Source organism: Acinetobacter sp. YH12095, assembly GCF_013419245.1.
In the GTDB taxonomy this organism is placed as follows: domain Bacteria; phylum Pseudomonadota; class Gammaproteobacteria; order Pseudomonadales; family Moraxellaceae; genus Acinetobacter; species Acinetobacter towneri.
In genome coordinates this window covers 29,766-47,280 of sequence record NZ_VPAL01000002.1, presented here as the reverse complement: position 1 = coordinate 47,280, position 17,515 = coordinate 29,766, and the positions used below count along the sequence as shown (strand labels likewise).

Here is a 17,515-nt window from a genome sequence, read left to right as displayed (position 1 = left end):
CAACATTTGGTAAATTTCACCCTAACCAGTCATCTTGATTTATAAGGCAAAAATAAAATTAATATATTGATTCACTTATCTTTTATACAAATAAAAACCATAAAATATTTTAATATTTATCATAAATTTATTTCATTATTGCCTAGCTACTAGGCTAATGAAATTTGATCTATTACAATCTTGTCACTTTTTCCTTGTCGGGCTGAATACTTTGAACAACGAGTCTTCACAACTTCAGCGTGGCTTAAAGAACCGCCATATTCAATTGATTGCCATGGGTGGCGCAATTGGTACAGGCTTATTCTTAGGTTCCGCGCAGGTCATCCAATCTGCTGGCCCTTCTATTATTTTGGGTTACGCCATTGGTGGTCTTATTGCATTTTTAATTATGCGCCAATTGGGGGAAATGATTGTTCATGAGCCCGTTGCAGGATCATTCAGTCACTTTGCCTATAAATATGCAGGTAAATTCCCCGGCTTTTTAGCAGGTTGGAACTATTGGATTTTGTATATTTTGGTGGCAATGGCAGAACTCACCGCAGTTGCCAAATACATTAACTATTGGTGGCCGCATATTCCTGCTTGGACATCGGCACTGTTCTTTTTCATTGTGATTACCATTATTAACTTGGGCAATGTAAAGTTCTACGGTGAATCAGAGTTCTGGCTAGCAATCATTAAAGTCGCTGCTGTGGTTTCGATGATTGTGTTTGGTTTATATCTCTTACTTTCTGCAGATGCCAATTCAACCGCATCATTCAGCAACCTTTGGGCGCATGGGGGGTTCTTCCCGAATGGCTTTGAAGGTCTGTTCTTCATGCTTGCATTCCTCATGTTTGCCTTTGGCGGCATTGAGTTGATTGGTATGGCTGCCGCAGAAGCGCAAGATCCTGAAAAAACCATTCCTAAAGCCATTAACCAAGTGGTGTTCCGTATTCTAATTTTCTATATCGGTTCACTCACCATTCTATTGTCTTTAGTGCCTTGGAATCAGTTAGATTTAGGTGGTTTAGATAAAAGTCCATTCGTAATGATTTTTAGTCAAATGGGCATTGAATGGGCAGCGCACTTACTGAATTTCGTGATTTTGACTGCGGCACTTTCTGTGTATAACAGTGGGATGTATGCCAACAGCCGTATGCTGTTTGGTTTGGCCAAACAAGGTAACGCACCAAAAATTTTCCTAAAAGTGAATAAACAAGGTGTGCCAATTCCAGCAGTATTATTCTCTGCGGTATTAATTTTCGGCTGTGTATTGTTGAACTACTTTGTACCCGAAGAAGCTTTAAGCCACCTCATGTATATTGTTGTGGGTGCATTGGTTTTAAACTGGGCGATGATCAGTTTGACTCACCTTAAATTTACCAGCACACTGAAAAAATTAGCGATTCCAACTAAGTTCCCTGCGCTATGGTCACCATTTAGCAACTATTTGGTTTTAGCGTTTATTGCAGTGGTACTTTATATTATGTGGACACAAGGCTTTAAAGAATCAGTCATTATGATTCCTCTATGGGTGGTCTTGATGTACATTTTATTTAGAGTGCTTAATGCGAAAAAACCTTAATTTGCATAGTACGCATAGTACAGATTTCTAAAAATTAAAAAGTTATTGCTTCGGCAGTAACTTTTTGCTTTTAAGCCCCCCTTTTAATAGCCCATAAATAAAGTGCTGCACTTAAAATAATTTAAATTCCAACCCATTCTTTTCAGTTGATATTTCAACTTTTTTGTAGCAAAAGCTACATCATTTACATTCTAAATGATAAAAAGACTCTACATGAGAAGAGTTCTTAGTTATCATTTGAGCACAAAATTTGTCGTGTGAATAAACTATGAATGCGTACGCTGCTCAACCTGCCAATGTCTTGACGATCCAACAGCTCAGTAAAAAGTTTGGTTCGCGTTTTGCAGTGCAACAAGCAACATGGTCAGCGATGAGTGGACAAATTGTGTGTTTATTAGGTCATTCAGGCTGCGGCAAAACCACAATGCTACGTCTGATTGCAGGCTTGGAAACACCAAGCAGCGGCACAATCCAACTGGAACAAAATACCTTGTGGAGTGAGCAAGCACAGATTCCTACGGAAGCACGCAATATTGGTTTAGTGTTTCAGGATTATGCACTTTTCCCACATTTAAGTGTGTTAGACAATGTTATGTTTGGCTTAAAGAAATTTCCCAAAGCGCAGCGGGAAACCATTGCCAAACAAGCTTTAGCGCATGTTTCCATGTTGCATCATCAAGACAGCTATCCATATACACTTTCGGGCGGCGAACAACAACGCGTTGCCTTAGCACGTGCCTTAGCACCAGAACCGCAAGTTTTGTTGATGGATGAACCTTTTTCAAATTTGGATCATCGTCTGCGTGATCAAATTCGTCAAAATACCATTCAACTCCTCAAACAAACTGCAACGACTACGGTTATCGTGACACATGACCCAGAAGAAGCATTGCAAATTGCCGATCAAATTATTTTGATGCATCAAGGGCAAATTATTCAAATTGGTTCACCGAAACAACTTTATTTACAGCCGAAAACGTTGTTTGCTGCACGATATTTTTCTTCGTTGAATGAAATTCCAACGCGCATCAAGCAGCAAGAAATTCACACTGTATTTGGCAAGATTGATTTACCAGAACATGTAAACGCTCAAGATTCACTGGTCTGCTGCTTCCGCCCGCATCAATTGCGTGTCAGCCAAACACCAAGTGAAAATGCGTTGCCCGCAAGCGTTGTGTCATCAAGTTTTATGGGACATGCGCAACAACTGCGTCTAAAACTACGCGATCACGATCTCACTCTTTTGGCGCAAGTCAGTCATCTTCAAGATATTCAGCCCGCTGAACAAGTCTATGTTTCTGTCAATTTAAACAGCTGTTATTTCTTGGCGTCTGATGAACAATCACCCACTGCTTCATCTTCTACTCAAGCTGCTGTTCAGGTTTAAATTTTTAATTAGGAATACTGCATGAAACCACTGTCTAATTTATCATTGCTTGTTACAGGTTTACTTGCATTTGGTGCAAGTGTCGCACAAGCAGCGGAAGTCAATTTATACACCACGCGCGAACCTGTGCTGATTCAAACCTTATTAACCGAATTTACCCAAAAAACTGAGGTAAAAGTCAATACGGTTTTTATTAAAGATGGTTTATTGGAACGTGTAAAAGCAGAAGGTCGTCGTTCTCCTGCCGATGTGATGCTGACTGTAGATTTTGGCAATTTGGTTGATTTAGTAGAAAGTGGTTTAACCCAGCGCGTAAGTTCTAAAACCTTAAATAGCGCAATTCCTGCCAATTTACGAGCTGCCAATGGTCATTGGTATGCTTTGTCGATGCGTGCACGTGCAGTCTACGCCTCTAAAGACCGTACACCGCTTAATGCGATTACTTATGAAGATTTAGCCAATCCAAAATGGAAAAATAAAATCTGTATTCGCTCAGGCAACCATCCATATAACACTGCTTTAATTGCGGCTTATATTGCCCATCATGGTGAAAAACAAGCCGAAACTTGGTTGCGTGGTGTGAAAGCCAATTTAGCTCGCCCAGCCAGCGGTGGTGACCGTGATGTGGCACGTGATATTTTAGGTAAAATTTGTGATATTGGCGTTGCCAACACCTATTATGTCGGCACGATGCGTACAGGTGATGCGGAACAAAAGCGCTGGGGCAATGGGATTAATGTTGTGTTACCACGTTTTAAAAATGGTGGAACGCATGTAAACGTATCGGGTGCAGTGGTTTCTAAACATGCACCAAACCGTAAAGAAGCTGTACAACTGCTCGAGTTTTTAGCTTCTGATCACGCACAAGCCATCTACGCACAAAACGGCTTTGAATACCCTGTCAAACCTGGGGTAAAAATTGACCCGATTATCGCTAGTTTTGGCAAACTGAATATTGATTCAATTCGTTTAAGCGATATTGCACGTCACCGTAAAGCCGCCAACTTATTGGTCGATAAAGTCCAGTTTAACCGCTAAAATTTCCTGCTTTTGTCTTACAGTGCAGCGCTTTGCACTGTAAGATGCTCTGCTGCTCCCTCCCCCTTATTTAGTACCTCTATCGCAATGCTTAAAAATAAATTTAATTTTTTATTTTCGCTCAGTGGGTTATTGACACTACTCGCCTGTTTACCTGTGCTCGCTTTAATTTGGACAGCATTACAAGGCGATAGTGAAATTTGGGGACATCTGCTGCGTTATGTAATTCCACACACGTTGGCAGAAACAGGGATTTTATTGTTGGGTGTGGGGATTCTCACCATCCTGATTGGTACAGGCAGCGCATGGATTGTAACAGCGTATCAATTCCGAGGTCGTGCATTTTTAGATTGGGCCTTACTGCTGCCTTTAGCCGTACCAACTTATATTATTGCATATAGTTATATCGACATTTTGCACCCCATTGGCCCTGTGCAAAGTATCCTGCGGGATGGGTTTAATTTAGAATTACAACAGTTTTGGTTTCCTAATATTCGTACAGTTTGGGGCGGCATCTTCTTGCTTAGCTTTGTGCTGTATCCCTATGTGTATTTAAGCACCCGTGCGATGTTTCTAATGCAATCTGCGAGTTTAATTGAGGTTGCACGTACATTAGGATTAAAACCCGATCAAGTGTTTTTACGTGTTGCAATTCCACTGGCACGTCCTGCAATTGCTGTGGGTACTAGTCTGGTTTTAATGGAAACCATTAATGATATTGGTGCAACAGAATTTTTAGGCATTAAAACCTTAACTTTGTCGATTTATTCAACCTGGACCAATCAGTCCGATTTAGCCAGTGCCGCACAAATTGCCATTTTCATGTTGATGATTATTACCTTATTGGTGTTAGTAGAGCGTTTAGGACGACGTAAACAGCGCTATATGAACTCGGCTCAACGCAGCCGTTTAATGCCTGCACAATCGGTCAAAGGGCTTAAAGCACTTGTGTTACTAGGCTTGGGCTTAATTCCTGTTTGTATTGGCTTTTTAATTCCCACCAGTCACTTACTTGTAGAATCTTACAAACGCATTCAATATGCAGGCTTTTCAGATTTCCTAATCCAAGCCTCAATCAACACACTAATCCTTGCCAGCCTTGCCACCATCGTCACCATTTTGATTGGTTTCTTTATTGTCAGTGCGGCACGTTTTAGCAAACACAACTGGTTTAGCCGCATTTCGAGCTTAGGCTATGCCATTCCAGGAACTGTTTTAGCCATTGGTCTCATGTTGGCTTTGGGCAAAATTGATCATGCCATTGCCGACTTTTTAGAATTTAAACTAGGCATTCATACAGGTTTATTATTTCTCGGTACTAGTTTTACCCTCATTTATGCTTACGCTGTGCGTTTTTTAGCTATTTCGGTGGGCGGCATTGAGTCTGGTTATAACCGTATTCATGGTGTTTTTGATGATGCTGCACGTAATTTAGGGCAAAACAGCTTTGCGATTTTATGGCGTGTGCATTTGCCATTATTGCGTCCTGCCATTATTTCTGCAGCTTTATTAATTTTTGTAGATTGTATGAAAGAGCTACCCGCAACTTTATTGCTCCGCCCTTTAAATATGGAAACACTCGCCACCCAATTGTATGCAGAAGCTTCTAGAGGAACCTATGAAGATGGTGCTGTGGCTGCCCTGCTAATTGTATTGGTCGGCCTTATTCCTGTTATTTTATTGGCAAAGCTTGGAAAAACCACACGTTAATATGTGCCATTGTTACTCAATGCGCAGAGTAACAATGGGTTTTAGAATAAAAAATAGTATTTTTTTTAACCAATCAAAAACACTCTATCAATAGCGAATTTATTAATTTTATTTCTTATTTATCAAGCACTAATAGATATAAATCACCTATTTATTAGAACAAATACTCTATTTGGTTTAATTTTTATACTGAATAGTTTTTTCTAGAGCATTTACTCTTATTTTAATTGTGATATTTTTGTCACATGGAGTAACAAATGGTCTCGGTGGATACAAGCCGAAATCATCCTAGATGAAAGCTTAAAGCATCAACAAAAACTGTCATAAAAGACTTTATAGCCCAAGGGAAATGTATAATGAAATTAAAAGCACTTAGCACAGCAATGATTTTAGCAACTGTACCAATGACAGGTGCTTTTGCTGCAGCAATGGATCGTTCTGGTCAATCTATGGCTGCATTCTTACAACCGGGTAACTATTTTGAAGCAGGGATTTCTGTATTAGACCCAAGTGTTTCGGGTAAAGAGGCAGGTGAAACACCAACACGCCGAGATATTGGGGATATGGCAGGCGATTATTATTTTCCTAGCGCAGCCCTAAAACTTCAACCAACCAAAAACTTCTCATTTGGTATTTTATATGACCAACCATTTGGTGCTGAAGCCGAATATACTGGCAATAATGCATTTGTTTCACAAGCATCAAATACAATATTACCTCAACCTGTACTTGATGGATTAATTCAATCTAAAGTTGAAACAGCCATTGCTCAAGGCAGTAAACAAATTAGTGATGCACTAACAGGTCAGGATACACCTCTACAAAATTTCAGTGATTTAACAGATACACAAATCATTACTGCAGGTGTTGCAAGCCAACTAATTAAAGCTGGTATTACACCAAGCGACCCTACATTTGGACCAACTTTACAAGCACAAGTAGAAGGTCTAATTACACAATCTGGCGGTACTGAAACTGCTAAAGGTATTATTCTTGATGGAGCAATACAAGAAGGTAAGCAACAAGTTGATGCTGTATCAGCTACAGCACCACTTGGTACAGGTAACACTAAAGTTGATGTTGATACACAAAGCCTATCTTTTGTATTTGGCTTCCAACCAAATGAAAATTGGAACTTTTACGCTGGTCCAGTATATCAAACAGTAAAAGGAAATTTAAGTTTGCGTGGTCAAGCTTATAGTATTTTTAATGGTTATGATGCAACGATTAAAGAAACAGGTGATATTGGTTGGTTAGCTGGTTTTGCTTACCAAATTCCTGAAATTGCATTAAAAGCATCCTTAACTTATCGTTCAGAAATCGATCACGATGTCCAAGTTAAAGAAAATCTATCTGCTGCCAATGCATTAACTTTAATTGATGTTAACCCAGCAGATATCACAGAAGCTACTGGTAATACACGTATTACCACGCCTCAATCTGTAAACTTAGACTTCCAAACTGGAATCATGGCAAATACTGTTGCCTTCGCAAATGTACGTTGGGTAGAATGGTCAAAATTTGCAATCCGCCCTTATCAATTTGGCTTAGCCTCAGAGGCAGTTGGTAAATTGGATGCCGTAAATCGCCCAACGGGATTCGATTTAGTCTCTTATGATGAAGATCAAATTTCTGCAACTGTTGGTGTTGGTCGCAAACTAAATGACCAATGGGCAGGTAATGTCTCTGTAGGTTGGGACTCAGGTGCAGGCAACCCTGTAACAACTCTTGGTCCAACTGAAGGTTATTGGAACGTAGGCCTTGGCGTTCAGTACTCACCTGCACCAAACTACTTCATTGCAGGTGGTGTAAAATACTTCATGCTCGGTGATGCTAAATCTCAAACAGCTGCACAGGTAGGCGAAAGTAATCGTATAGTTGGTGAGTTTGAAGACAACGATGCATGGGCATACGGTTTAAAAATCGGTTACCGCTTCTAATCTCTTGTTTTTCAAAGGAGCCACCCTTCAGGGTGGCTTTTTTTGCACTTAAAACCTCCAGTTTTTATACAAGTGTTAACCAAATGTTCAAATTTAAAACAATCAAACTTATACTTACTCGAACATCCGTCCAAAAAATTATTCAATAAAATTCAATGAATTAAAATTAATTAATAGTACATTTACTCTAATCAAGTACAATTTATAACTTATTCAGTTCATTTATTCTGCAAAGTTGAGCATTTACTCTTTTTTTAAATATGTTACTTTTCCTGCACTTTTTGTTACATAAAGCATCAGGGAACGACCATGAAGCTCAATAAAATCTATTCGGCTATTTTACTTAGCACTCTCCCACTTACATCTGCGCTTGCTGCTGGTTTAGACCGTTCTGGTCAATCTATTGCTGCATTTTTACAACCGGGTAATTATGCAGAAGCAGGTATTTCGGTTCTTGATCCGACTGTTAAAGGTAAAGATATCAGCGGTAATAAAGTTGAAGATATGGGAGATGACTACTATTTCCCTTCTGCAGCCATTAAAGTTCAAGCAACGGATAAAATTTCCCTAGGTCTGTTATATGACCAACCTTATGGTGCTGATGCAACCTATCAAGTTGATGGTTCAGATTTCTCTGACGGTACTGAAGGAACAAAAGTTGAAGTCCGTACGCATAATTTAACTGCATTAATTGGTTATCAACCTACTGAAAACTGGAATATTTATGCAGGCCCAGTATGGCAAACTGTAGAAGCTGAAATTAAACTATATGGTGCAGCTTATAAAGCATTAAGTGGATATAATATTAAAATTGAACAGGAAGAAGCTTTTGGCTGGCTGGCAGGATTTGCTTATCAAATTCCTGAAATTGCTTTAAAAGCTTCGATTACATATCGATCAGAAATCAAACATAATGCATCTTCTACTGAAACCTCTAAACTTCCATTTGGTAAAATTGTTAATAGTCCAGTAGAAGCAATTACCCCTCAATCAGTTAACCTTGATTTACAAACTGGTATTGCAAAAAATACATTAGCATTCGCGAACTTACGTTGGGTGCATTGGGATAATTTTGTAGTTAGCCCAGAATTATTATCACATCCATTAATTAGTCAAAACCTAATTGACTATTCTGATGATCAATATTCAGCAACTGTGGGTTTAGGTCACAAATTCAGTAGCAAATGGTCAGGTTCTGCATCTGTAGGTTGGGATTCTGGTGCAGGTAACCCTGTAACTACTTTAGGCCCTGTTGAAGGCTTCTGGAGCGTAGGTTTAGGTGGTCAATACAGCCCTGCTGAAAACTATTTTATTCAAGCTGGCGTAAAATATTTCTGGTTAGGTGATGCCAAAGCAAAACGTGGTACAGATATCGTGGGCGATTTTGAAGATAACCATGCACTCGGTTATGGCATGAAAATAGGTTACCGTTTCTAATTTTTTGATAGATTCCATAAAAGAAAGGGCACTTATTAAAGTGCCCTTTCTTTTAGCTTAAAAACTTAAGCGGGAATATCACGCACTGAAGCATTACGAATAGCTTCTTTTAACGCATCATAACCACGAATTGGCGGGAATTGTGGGAATTCTGCAATCACATTTTCAGGTGCATCAAATAAGAAACCATGATCCGCTTCACCTAGCATCGTGGTGTCGTTATATGAATCACCTGCAGCAATTACACGGAAATTTAAACCGTGTAAGGCTTTAACAGCCTGACGTTTTTGATCAGGTTGACGCAATTTATAAGCGGTAATCATGCCATTTTCATCTGTTTCTAATTTGTGACAGAAAATTGTTGGCCAGCCCAATTGCTGCATCAACGGATGTGCAAACTCATAGAACGTGTCTGAAAGAATAATCAATTGGAAGTGTGTGCTCACCCACTCTACAAACTCTTTCGCGCCCGGGAATGGCCCCATGTCTGCAATCACGGCCTGAATATCATTTAAGCCCAAGCCATGCTGCTTTAAAATATTTAAACGCTGAGTCATCAACACATCGTAGTCTGGAATATCACGTGTAGTTGCTTCTAGTTCTTTAATTCCAGTTTTTTTAGCAAAGTTGATCCAAATTTCTGGAACTAACACACCTTCAAGATCAAGACATACGATTTCCATGGGTTCTCCCAAAATACCTGTAAAAGTTTTTCCCTATCATAGCCGAAGATTTGCTATTTGCCTTGTTCTTTTTTAAATCTATTTCATTCATAAGCATTTATTTTTTAGTGATAAGACCTTTTTAGGAATTCCATTAAAATAATTCGCTCAAGAACAAAGATTAGCCCTCAAGCCGACTGCAGGAAGACTTATGCACACCATTCCCACCATAGATATTGTTGATGCACTCGCGACTGAATATGCCGATAAATCACCGAGCGACATTTTAAAACTTGCCTTAAGTCAGCAAGGCGAAGTCGCGATTTCATTTTCAGGTGCAGAGGATGTGGTGCTGATTGATATGGCATCCAATTTAGGTTTGCCATTTCGTGTATTTAGTTTAGATACAGGACGTTTGCATCCTGAAACCTATCAATTTTTAGAAACTGTACGCAAATATTATAATATTGAGATCGAAATTTGCTTTCCTGAAACCGAAGCAGTGCAACAGTTGGTACAAGAAAAAGGCTTATTTAGCTTTTTTGAAGATGGTCATCAGGAATGTTGTGGGATTCGTAAAGTTCAGCCTTTACGTAAAAAACTGGCAACACTAGACGGCTGGATTACAGGACAACGTAAAGACCAAAGTCCGGGTACACGCCAAGATATTCCTGTCGTACAAGCAGATGCAGGATTTTCAGGCCCTAACAAGCAATTAATCAAATACAATCCACTGGCAAACTGGTCAAGCAGTGACGTATGGAATTACATTCGCATGATGGAAATTCCATACAATCGTTTGCATGAAGAAGGTTTTATTTCAATTGGCTGTGAACCTTGCACCCGCCCTGTGTTGCCAAATCAACATGAACGCGAAGGTCGTTGGTGGTGGGAAGAAGCAACGCACAAAGAATGCGGTCTACATGCTGGAAATTTAAAATAACAAATCTGTTACTACAATAAAAATCACAGTTTTACTGTGATTTTTATTGACTTGCGATGGCGCAAAAATCACTATATTTGTTTGATAAAAAAGATATACTGAATTAAATCTTATATAACTCTAAAAACCTTGTTCAGATAAGAACAAGCGTAGAAATTGCAGTGAGGCAATCCACAATATGCGTCCATTACACCCTATTGATTTTATTTTCCTATCACTCGAAAAACGTCAACAGCCCATGCATGTGGGCGGATTATTCTTATTCCAAATTCCAGAACATGCACCAGCCACTTTTATTCAAGACTTGGTTGCCGATATTCGCAATTCAAAGTCGATGCCTATTGCACCATTTAACAATAAGCTCAATGGTCTGTTTTGGGATGAAGATGAAGAGTTCGATCTCGATCATCACTTCCGTCATATTGCCTTGCCAAAACCAGGCCGTATTCGTGAATTATTAACTTATATTTCACAAGAACACAGTTCACTGATTGATCGTGCCAAACCTTTATGGACTTGCCATATTATTGAAGGCATTGAAGATAATCGTTTTGCAATGTTCTTTAAAATTCATCATGCCATGGTAGATGGCATTGCAGGCATGCGTTTGGTGGAAAAATCCCTTTCGCATGACGAAAATGCAAAAAGAATTGTACCCCCTTGGTGTGTAGAAGGCCCACGTGCTAAACGTCTGAAAGAACCGAAAGTCAGCCGTTTAAAGAAAATTTTTGGTGGGGTCAAAGGTCAGTTTGAAGCAACCCCTCGCGCAGTTTATGAAGTATCACAAACTGTTGCCAAAGATATGGGACGTAACCCTGATTATGTCTCCAGCTTCCAAGCACCAAGCACCATCTTAAACCAACGTGTGAGCGCCTCACGTCGTTTTGCCGCTCAATCTTTTGAGTTTGCACGTTTGCACCGTATTGCCAAAGCTTTAGGCGTAACCATTAATGATGTGGTGCTGGCAATTTGCTCAGGCGCATTGCGTGAGTACTTACTCAGCCAATATGCATTACCTAAAAAACCTCTTATTGCAATGGTGCCTGCCTCTATTCGTGATGACGATTCTGAAGTATCCAATCGAATCACCATGATTTTAGCCAACTTGGGTACGCACAAAGAAGATCCGCTTGAGCGTTTAAAAATTGTGCGCCGCAGTGTACAAAATGCCAAGCAGCGTTTTAAGCGCATGAATGCCAATCAAATTATGAACTATAGTGCTTTTGTTTACGGCGCTGCTGGTTTAAATATTTTGTCAGGCATTATGCCAAAGCGTCAGGCCTTTAACTTGGTTATTTCCAATGTACCTGGCCCACGTGAACCTTTGTATTGGAATGGTGCAAAGCTAGATGCACTATACCCTGCTTCAATCGTGTTAGATGGACAAGCTTTAAACATTACCATGACCAGCTATTTAGACAAATTAGAAGTTGGTTTAACTGCTTGTCGTCATGCCTTACCGAAAATGCAAAACTTATTGCAACACTTAGAAGATGAAATTCAGCGCTTTGAACAGATTATTGATGCACCTGAAGGGGTCAATAAAATCGTGGATTGATACGTCAATCCATCAGAAAAATAATTCAATAGAATCAATTAAGGGGCAATTGCTGCCCCTTATTTTTGAATAGTACGACACTGTTTTAATAATTGCTGACAAACTGCGCTAACCATTGCAGTGGTAATTTGAGTTTCTTTACCTTGCTCATCCACAATATAACCGTTATGTGTCACTTTACGATCTAATACTTTTAAACTCTTTTGAATCACAACTTTACTCATACCCATGGCATACCTCATTTGCTAAACCGAGGGAGATGTTCGGCTTTGGCTACTCTGTATGCTTAGTATTGAGAATTCGCTCAAAAAAGTAAAATTTCAGATGTAACAACTGTTTAGCGATATCCTGTTACAATTTCAGCTCAGAATGATATCGTATTGCTCTTGCGTATATAAATTTTCCACCTGGAATTTAATCACACGGCTGACAAAGTGCTCTAAATCCGCCACTGCTGGCGCTTCGGCAGTTAACAATCGGTCAATCACCGATGGGTGTGCAACGACAGTAAAGCCACGTTGTGATTCAAATGCGCGTGCATATCTTAAAATTTCTCGAAAAATTTCGTAACACACTGACTCTGCTGTTTTGACATATCCCCGCCCCTGACAAGTTGGACAGGCTTCACAAAGTAAATGTTCTAATGATTCACGGGTGCGTTTACGGGTCATCTCGACCAAGCCCAGTTCAGACACTTGGGTAATTTTGGTCTTGGCATGATCTCGTTCAAGCATACGCTCAAACTGACTCAAGACTTCATCACGATGCTGTACTTCTTGCATATCAATGAAGTCGATAATGATGATGCCACCCAAATTACGCAAACGTAACTGGCGGGCAATGACCTGTGTCGCTTCCATATTGGTTTTAAAAACAGTGTCTTCTAAAGTCCGACCACCGACATAAGAACCCGTATTCACATCAATGGTGGTCATGGCTTCGGTCTGATCAATCATCAGATAACCGCCTGACTTTAATGCCACACGGGTTTGCAACGCTTTTTGAATATCTTCTTCGACATTGTATAAATCGAACAGTGGGCGCTCGCCTGGGTAATGAATCAGGCGATTGTGCATATTGGGCACAAACTCATCCACAAATTCTTTTAATTTGGCGTGAATTTCACGAGAATCGACATAAATTTTGGCGGTGTTATCATTCGCCAAATCACGAATTACGCGTTGCGGTAACGGCAACTCTTCAAAAATCAAAGAAGGCACAGCAATGCTTTTTTGTTTACGCTGAATGTATTCCCACAATTTTGCCAAGTAACACATATCTTGCACTAAGGCCGCTTCATCGACGCCTTCGGCTGCTGTGCGTACAATCACTGAGCCTGGCAGTTTATGCTCAGCCTGAATGGTTTCAATGATCCCGCGTAGACGCTCACGTTCTTCACTCGATTCAATACGTTGTGATACGCCAATATGACTACCGTACGGCATTAACACTAAATAACGCGAAGGAATGGAAAGATCAGTACTCAGTCGTGCACCTTTAGTACCGAGCATATCTTTCATAACTTGCACGGTCAGAATTTGCCCAGGCTGCAATAATTCAAAGACATTCGGTGTAGGTTGGCTGCGCGGCCAAATCATGTCATTGATATGTAAAAAAGCAGTACGCGATAAGCCAATATCGACAAAAGCGGCTTGCATGCCTGGCAGCACGCGCACCACTTTGCCTTTATAAATATTGCCCACCAAACCACGCTTGGCTGTACGCTCAACGAATAGTTCATTGACCGTGCCGTTTTGAATTAACGCCACCCGACACTCCATCGGTGTGACGTTAATCAACAACTCGTCAGACATAATAAAACTCAAAACATTATAAAAATTTTTGTGCAGCAGTTAATTTAGTGCCTTAACTGTCTGTAATAACTGTACGGTTTCATAGAGTGGCAGGCCGACAACATTGCTATAACTGCCCTCAATACGCGGAATATAACGTGCTGCGATGCCCTGAATCGCATAAGCACCCGCTTTTCCAATCGGCTCACCTGTTGCCCAGTAGCTTTCCATATCATCTAGGCTAAGCGATTGAAATTCAACCTGTGTACGTACCACTATACTGGATTTTTTCTGTTTTGTACGCACACAAACCCCTGAAAAAACATCATGTTTTCGACCAGAAAGTTGTGACCAAATGGCAAAGGCATGTGCTTTGGATTCTGGCTTGCCCAAAATCTGCCCATCTACGCCTAGACTGGTATCGGCAGCAATCACAATAGCATCAGGAAATAGCCGTAAAACCGCATCGGCTTTGGCACATGCCAACCGCTCAACATACGCGGCAACATCTTCGCCCGCTAAAATAGATTCATCGATGTCTGGACTGTAAATTTCAAATTCCAGCCCAAGCTGTTGCAGGAGTTCCCGACGGCGCGGTGAACTTGAGGCAAGAATTAAATGCGCCATTTTCGCAAGAAATAATACAGCACAGGCCAGAGCAAAATACTACTCAGCAAAGGTTGCCAATGACGAGCAAATGGGAACTGAATCCCACCCATGACTTGCATCACCCAAATCAGGGCGAGGTGAGCCAAAATTGCGATTACACTAATGACCCATAAATTCGCAAACGTCATAATACGGCGCTCACGAGTCAGGAAACGCGCCACAAAAGTAATCACCACAAAACTCAAGGCATTCATGCCCAAAGGTGCATCGAGGAGCAAGTCTGCAAACAAGCCTGTACCAAAGGCAAACCAAATACCACACCAAGTTGGTTGCCCAAGCACCCAAAACAAGGTCACCATCAACATAAACAATGGTCGCCAACCCGAGCCTGTATAAGACAGCGGATACACCATGAGTACAGATGCAGCAATTACAGAAAAAATAATCGGAAATAGTGGATCTTTATTCTTGTTTTGTCCGAGTCGGGTTTGTCCAATTTTAGCGATTGGCATTTGGCTGCTCCTTCGCTAAAGATTCTGAGAACAGCACCACCACATGATGACCACCCGCCAATTGTGCTGCAGGCATCACATCAATTTGTGCAAACTCACCAGAATTATGTCGGCTGATTTTGGCAATGCTTCCAACCAAATATCCTGCAGGGAAATGCTCGCCCAAGCCTGAGCTATAGACTTTCTCTCCAACCTGAATATTGGCACTGGTCGGTACATATTCCATTTTCAAACGCCCTAAATCGCCCGTACCCGACACAATGGCTCGCATGCCTGTATGTTCCAAACGCACTGAAAGTGAGTGTTCTTTGTCAGAAAGCAACATGACACGGCTACTGTGTGGATACACAGCAATGATCTGCCCCATAATGCCTTTATCATCCAAAACGGTTTGCCCGACTTTGAGCTGATTTTGTGAACCACGGTTAATCACAATAATGTGGCGCAAAGGATCGGCATCGGTACCAATTACTTCAGCAATTTCCATGCGTCCATCAATGATTAGAGGCGTATCGAGTAGACCACGCAGGCGGGTATTTTCTGCAGAGAGTTCAGACAATTTTTGCAAACGGACTTGAGCCTGTAATAGCTCTGCCTGCATCGCGGTATTTTCACGACGCAATTGAGCCTCAGACTTACTTTGTTGACTTAGCCATTCTCGCGACAATACAGGATAGCTTGCAAGGGCATAAATTGGATTATATGCCGCATACAAAACATCACGTGCAGGTTGAATTACATGCGGGACACGCCAGTTAAAGAACAGGATGACCAAGCAAGTAATGACCGCAATTATAAAAGAGCGAAAAGATGGCGGTTGTCTGGAAAACAGATTTGTTTGCACCGCCGAATCCTATGTATTAGCCAACAAATAACATATCGTGGTTTGGATTATCAAAGAATTCCAAAACCTTGCCGCCACCGCGGGTAACGCAAGTTAATGGTTCTTCTGCGACTACCACAGGCAAGCCTGTTTCTTGTGCCAAAAGCTTGTCTAGGTTACGCAATAACGCACCTCCACCGGTGAGCACAATTCCACGCTCTGCAATATCGGAAGAAAGTTCTGGTGGAGTTTGTTCCAGTGCAGATTTTACTGCCGATACAATGCTTTGTAACGGATCAGAAATGGCTTGGGTAATTTCATCAGAAGTTACAGTAATGGCACGTGGCACACCTTCTGCCAAGTTACGACCACGTACTTCAATTTCCAGTGGTTTAGCACCTTCATCTGGCAATGCCATGCCAACTTCTTTCTTAATAGTTTCTGCTGTGGTTTCACCAATCACACAACCATGTGCCTTGCGCACGTAGTTAATGATTTGCTCATCAAACACATCGCCACCAATACGCAATGAATCTGAATAAACACAACCTTGTAATGAAATAATCGCGATTTCTGTCGTGCCACCACCAACATCTACCACCATTGAGCCACAAGCTTGCTCGACAGGCATACCTGCACCAATTGCCGCAGCCATGGGTTCTTCAATTAAACGTACATCTCGCGCACCCGCATTAAACACGGCTTCACGAATGGCACGGCGTTCTACCAAGGTAGATTTACATGGCACACACACCACTACACGTGGTGCAGGTGGGAATAAGCGCTTTTCATGCACTTTACCAATAAATTGGTTAAGCATGGTTTCAGTCACTTCAAAATCAGCGATGACACCATCTTTCATAGGGCGAATTGCAGAAATATTTGCAGGGGTACGACCCAACATTTGTTTGGCATCAAGACCGACTGCGGCAACAATTTTCTGTGAACCGCTGTGACGAATTGCCACAACCGTCGGTTCATTTAATATAATGCCTCGTCCTGGCGCATAAATAAGTGTATTTGCTGTACCTAAATCAATGGCTAGGTCTGGCGAAAACAAGCCAATTAGTCGTTTTAGAATCACGGAGTCGTTCTCGATTAAACTTTATGTGGACGCAAGTTGGCAACTTTAACTAAATGTGGTGCGTTGAACAAGTCAATCGCTTATTATAACGCACGATATTTTGAAATTTTTTATTAATACTGATTTTAGGTGATGTTATGTCTACCTCGGATGCTCAGCATTCTGCAGATTTAAATGCACAAACAGTTTCAGCAATTGCCAATCTTGCCCGTCTTAAACTCAATGATACGCAATCTGCTGAATATGCTCAAAGTCTAAATAAAATTTTAGGCATGATGGAAAGCTTAAAAGGCATTAATACTGATGACGTAGAGCCTTTAAAAAGCCCATTTGACCACCCTCAACCATTACGTGAAGACGTCGTAACCGAACAGAATCATCGTGAGCAATATCAAGCTGTTGCCCCTGCAGTTCAGGATGGCTTGTACCTTGTTCCACGTGTGATTGAATAA

At 40.9% G+C, this 17,515-nt stretch carries 16 protein-coding genes; 9 read left to right on the top strand and 7 right to left on the bottom strand.

Annotated elements, in window-relative coordinates; translation table 11 throughout:
• Positions 1-211 precede the first annotated feature (211 nt).
• From FTU35_RS01905 to FTU35_RS01880, 6 genes are all read left to right on the top strand, one after another.
• Positions 212-1,567 (top strand): amino acid permease, encoded by a 1,356-nt coding sequence (locus tag FTU35_RS01905; RefSeq protein WP_178867000.1) that lies wholly within the window; start codon positions 212-214, stop codon positions 1,565-1,567.
• A gap of 268 nt (positions 1,568-1,835) precedes the next feature.
• Positions 1,836-2,954, top strand: coding sequence for an ABC transporter ATP-binding protein (locus FTU35_RS01900; protein ID WP_180064447.1), 1,119 nt, complete (start codon positions 1,836-1,838; stop codon positions 2,952-2,954).
• A gap of 21 nt (positions 2,955-2,975) precedes the next feature.
• The gene (locus FTU35_RS01895) at positions 2,976-3,992 is read left to right on the top strand and encodes an extracellular solute-binding protein (RefSeq protein WP_179996040.1); all 1,017 of its coding nucleotides are present in this window, start codon (positions 2,976-2,978) and stop codon (positions 3,990-3,992) included.
• A gap of 87 nt (positions 3,993-4,079) precedes the next feature.
• On the top strand, positions 4,080-5,702 hold the full coding sequence (locus tag FTU35_RS01890; RefSeq protein WP_180064446.1) for an iron ABC transporter permease: 1,623 nt from the start codon (positions 4,080-4,082) through the stop codon (positions 5,700-5,702).
• A 356-nt stretch (positions 5,703-6,058) separates the two neighbouring features.
• Positions 6,059-7,642, top strand: a complete 1,584-nt coding sequence (locus FTU35_RS01885; protein WP_180064445.1) for an outer membrane protein transport protein — start codon at positions 6,059-6,061, stop codon at positions 7,640-7,642.
• A 309-nt stretch (positions 7,643-7,951) separates the two neighbouring features.
• Positions 7,952-9,079, top strand: a complete 1,128-nt coding sequence (locus tag FTU35_RS01880) for an OmpP1/FadL family transporter (protein WP_179989365.1) — start codon at positions 7,952-7,954, stop codon at positions 9,077-9,079.
• Between the two features lie 65 nt (positions 9,080-9,144).
• Here the strand turns inward: FTU35_RS01880 and thrH are convergent, their stop codons facing one another.
• The gene (thrH, locus tag FTU35_RS01875) at positions 9,145-9,762 is read right to left on the bottom strand and encodes a bifunctional phosphoserine phosphatase/homoserine phosphotransferase ThrH (protein WP_180064444.1); all 618 of its coding nucleotides are present in this window, start codon (positions 9,760-9,762) and stop codon (positions 9,145-9,147) included.
• A 190-nt stretch (positions 9,763-9,952) separates the two neighbouring features.
• Between thrH and FTU35_RS01870 the strand changes: the two genes are divergently transcribed.
• Both FTU35_RS01870 and FTU35_RS01865 read left to right on the top strand, forming a co-directional pair.
• Positions 9,953-10,684, top strand: a complete 732-nt coding sequence (locus tag FTU35_RS01870; protein WP_180051680.1) for a phosphoadenylyl-sulfate reductase — start codon at positions 9,953-9,955, stop codon at positions 10,682-10,684.
• Between the two features lie 178 nt (positions 10,685-10,862).
• Entirely contained in the window at positions 10,863-12,242 is a 1,380-nt protein-coding gene (locus FTU35_RS01865) for a wax ester/triacylglycerol synthase family O-acyltransferase (RefSeq protein WP_096901778.1), read from the top strand.
• A gap of 59 nt (positions 12,243-12,301) precedes the next feature.
• Here FTU35_RS01865 and FTU35_RS01860 read toward each other — a convergent pair whose 3' ends face one another.
• The 6 genes from FTU35_RS01860 to FTU35_RS01835 form a co-directional block, all read right to left on the bottom strand.
• Positions 12,302-12,472: a PA1571 family protein gene (locus FTU35_RS01860; RefSeq protein WP_004975418.1), complete on the bottom strand. Its 171-nt coding sequence runs from the start codon at positions 12,470-12,472 to the stop codon at positions 12,302-12,304.
• A 129-nt stretch (positions 12,473-12,601) separates the two neighbouring features.
• Positions 12,602-14,056, bottom strand: a complete 1,455-nt coding sequence (gene rng / locus FTU35_RS01855; protein WP_104852376.1) for a ribonuclease G — start codon at positions 14,054-14,056, stop codon at positions 12,602-12,604.
• A 39-nt stretch (positions 14,057-14,095) separates the two neighbouring features.
• A complete protein-coding gene (locus FTU35_RS01850; RefSeq protein WP_004975413.1) occupies positions 14,096-14,662 on the bottom strand; it encodes a Maf-like protein in 567 nt (188 codons plus the stop codon).
• Positions 14,650-15,156, bottom strand: a complete 507-nt coding sequence (mreD, locus tag FTU35_RS01845) for a rod shape-determining protein MreD (RefSeq protein ID WP_154320436.1) — start codon at positions 15,154-15,156, stop codon at positions 14,650-14,652. Before mreD ends, FTU35_RS01850 begins: the two co-directional genes overlap by 13 nt.
• Entirely contained in the window at positions 15,143-16,000 is an 858-nt protein-coding gene (gene mreC / locus FTU35_RS01840; RefSeq protein ID WP_167846190.1) for a rod shape-determining protein MreC, read from the bottom strand. The genes mreD and mreC overlap by 14 nt, the downstream gene beginning before the upstream one ends.
• Before the next feature lie 16 nt (positions 16,001-16,016).
• Positions 16,017-17,063 carry a rod shape-determining protein gene (locus FTU35_RS01835; RefSeq protein WP_004975408.1) on the bottom strand — a complete coding sequence of 349 codons (1,047 nt, stop codon included), beginning with the start codon at positions 17,061-17,063 and terminating at the stop codon, positions 16,017-16,019.
• A gap of 137 nt (positions 17,064-17,200) precedes the next feature.
• On the opposite strand from FTU35_RS01835, the gene gatC reads away from it, so the two are divergent.
• Positions 17,201-17,515: an Asp-tRNA(Asn)/Glu-tRNA(Gln) amidotransferase subunit GatC gene (gatC, locus tag FTU35_RS01830; RefSeq protein ID WP_168419202.1), complete on the top strand. Its 315-nt coding sequence runs from the start codon at positions 17,201-17,203 to the stop codon at positions 17,513-17,515.

Coding starts and splice junctions, on each gene's coding strand:
- FTU35_RS01870 (WP_180051680.1), top strand. CDS start 9,953: ATGCACACCATTCCCACCATAGATATTGTTGATGCACTCGCGACTGAA.
- rng (WP_104852376.1), bottom strand. CDS start 14,056: ATGTCTGACGAGTTGTTGATTAACGTCACACCGATGGAGTGTCGGGTG.
- FTU35_RS01885 (WP_180064445.1), top strand. CDS start 6,059: ATGAAATTAAAAGCACTTAGCACAGCAATGATTTTAGCAACTGTACCA.
- FTU35_RS01895 (WP_179996040.1), top strand. CDS start 2,976: ATGAAACCACTGTCTAATTTATCATTGCTTGTTACAGGTTTACTTGCA.
- FTU35_RS01850 (WP_004975413.1), bottom strand. CDS start 14,662: ATGGCGCATTTAATTCTTGCCTCAAGTTCACCGCGCCGTCGGGAACTC.
- FTU35_RS01900 (WP_180064447.1), top strand. CDS start 1,836: ATGAATGCGTACGCTGCTCAACCTGCCAATGTCTTGACGATCCAACAG.
- mreD (WP_154320436.1), bottom strand. CDS start 15,156: ATGCCAATCGCTAAAATTGGACAAACCCGACTCGGACAAAACAAGAAT.
- FTU35_RS01890 (WP_180064446.1), top strand. CDS start 4,080: ATGCTTAAAAATAAATTTAATTTTTTATTTTCGCTCAGTGGGTTATTG.
- FTU35_RS01865 (WP_096901778.1), top strand. CDS start 10,863: ATGCGTCCATTACACCCTATTGATTTTATTTTCCTATCACTCGAAAAA.
- thrH (WP_180064444.1), bottom strand. CDS start 9,762: ATGGAAATCGTATGTCTTGATCTTGAAGGTGTGTTAGTTCCAGAAATT.
- FTU35_RS01860 (WP_004975418.1), bottom strand. CDS start 12,472: ATGGGTATGAGTAAAGTTGTGATTCAAAAGAGTTTAAAAGTATTAGAT.
- gatC (WP_168419202.1), top strand. CDS start 17,201: ATGTCTACCTCGGATGCTCAGCATTCTGCAGATTTAAATGCACAAACA.
- FTU35_RS01880 (WP_179989365.1), top strand. CDS start 7,952: ATGAAGCTCAATAAAATCTATTCGGCTATTTTACTTAGCACTCTCCCA.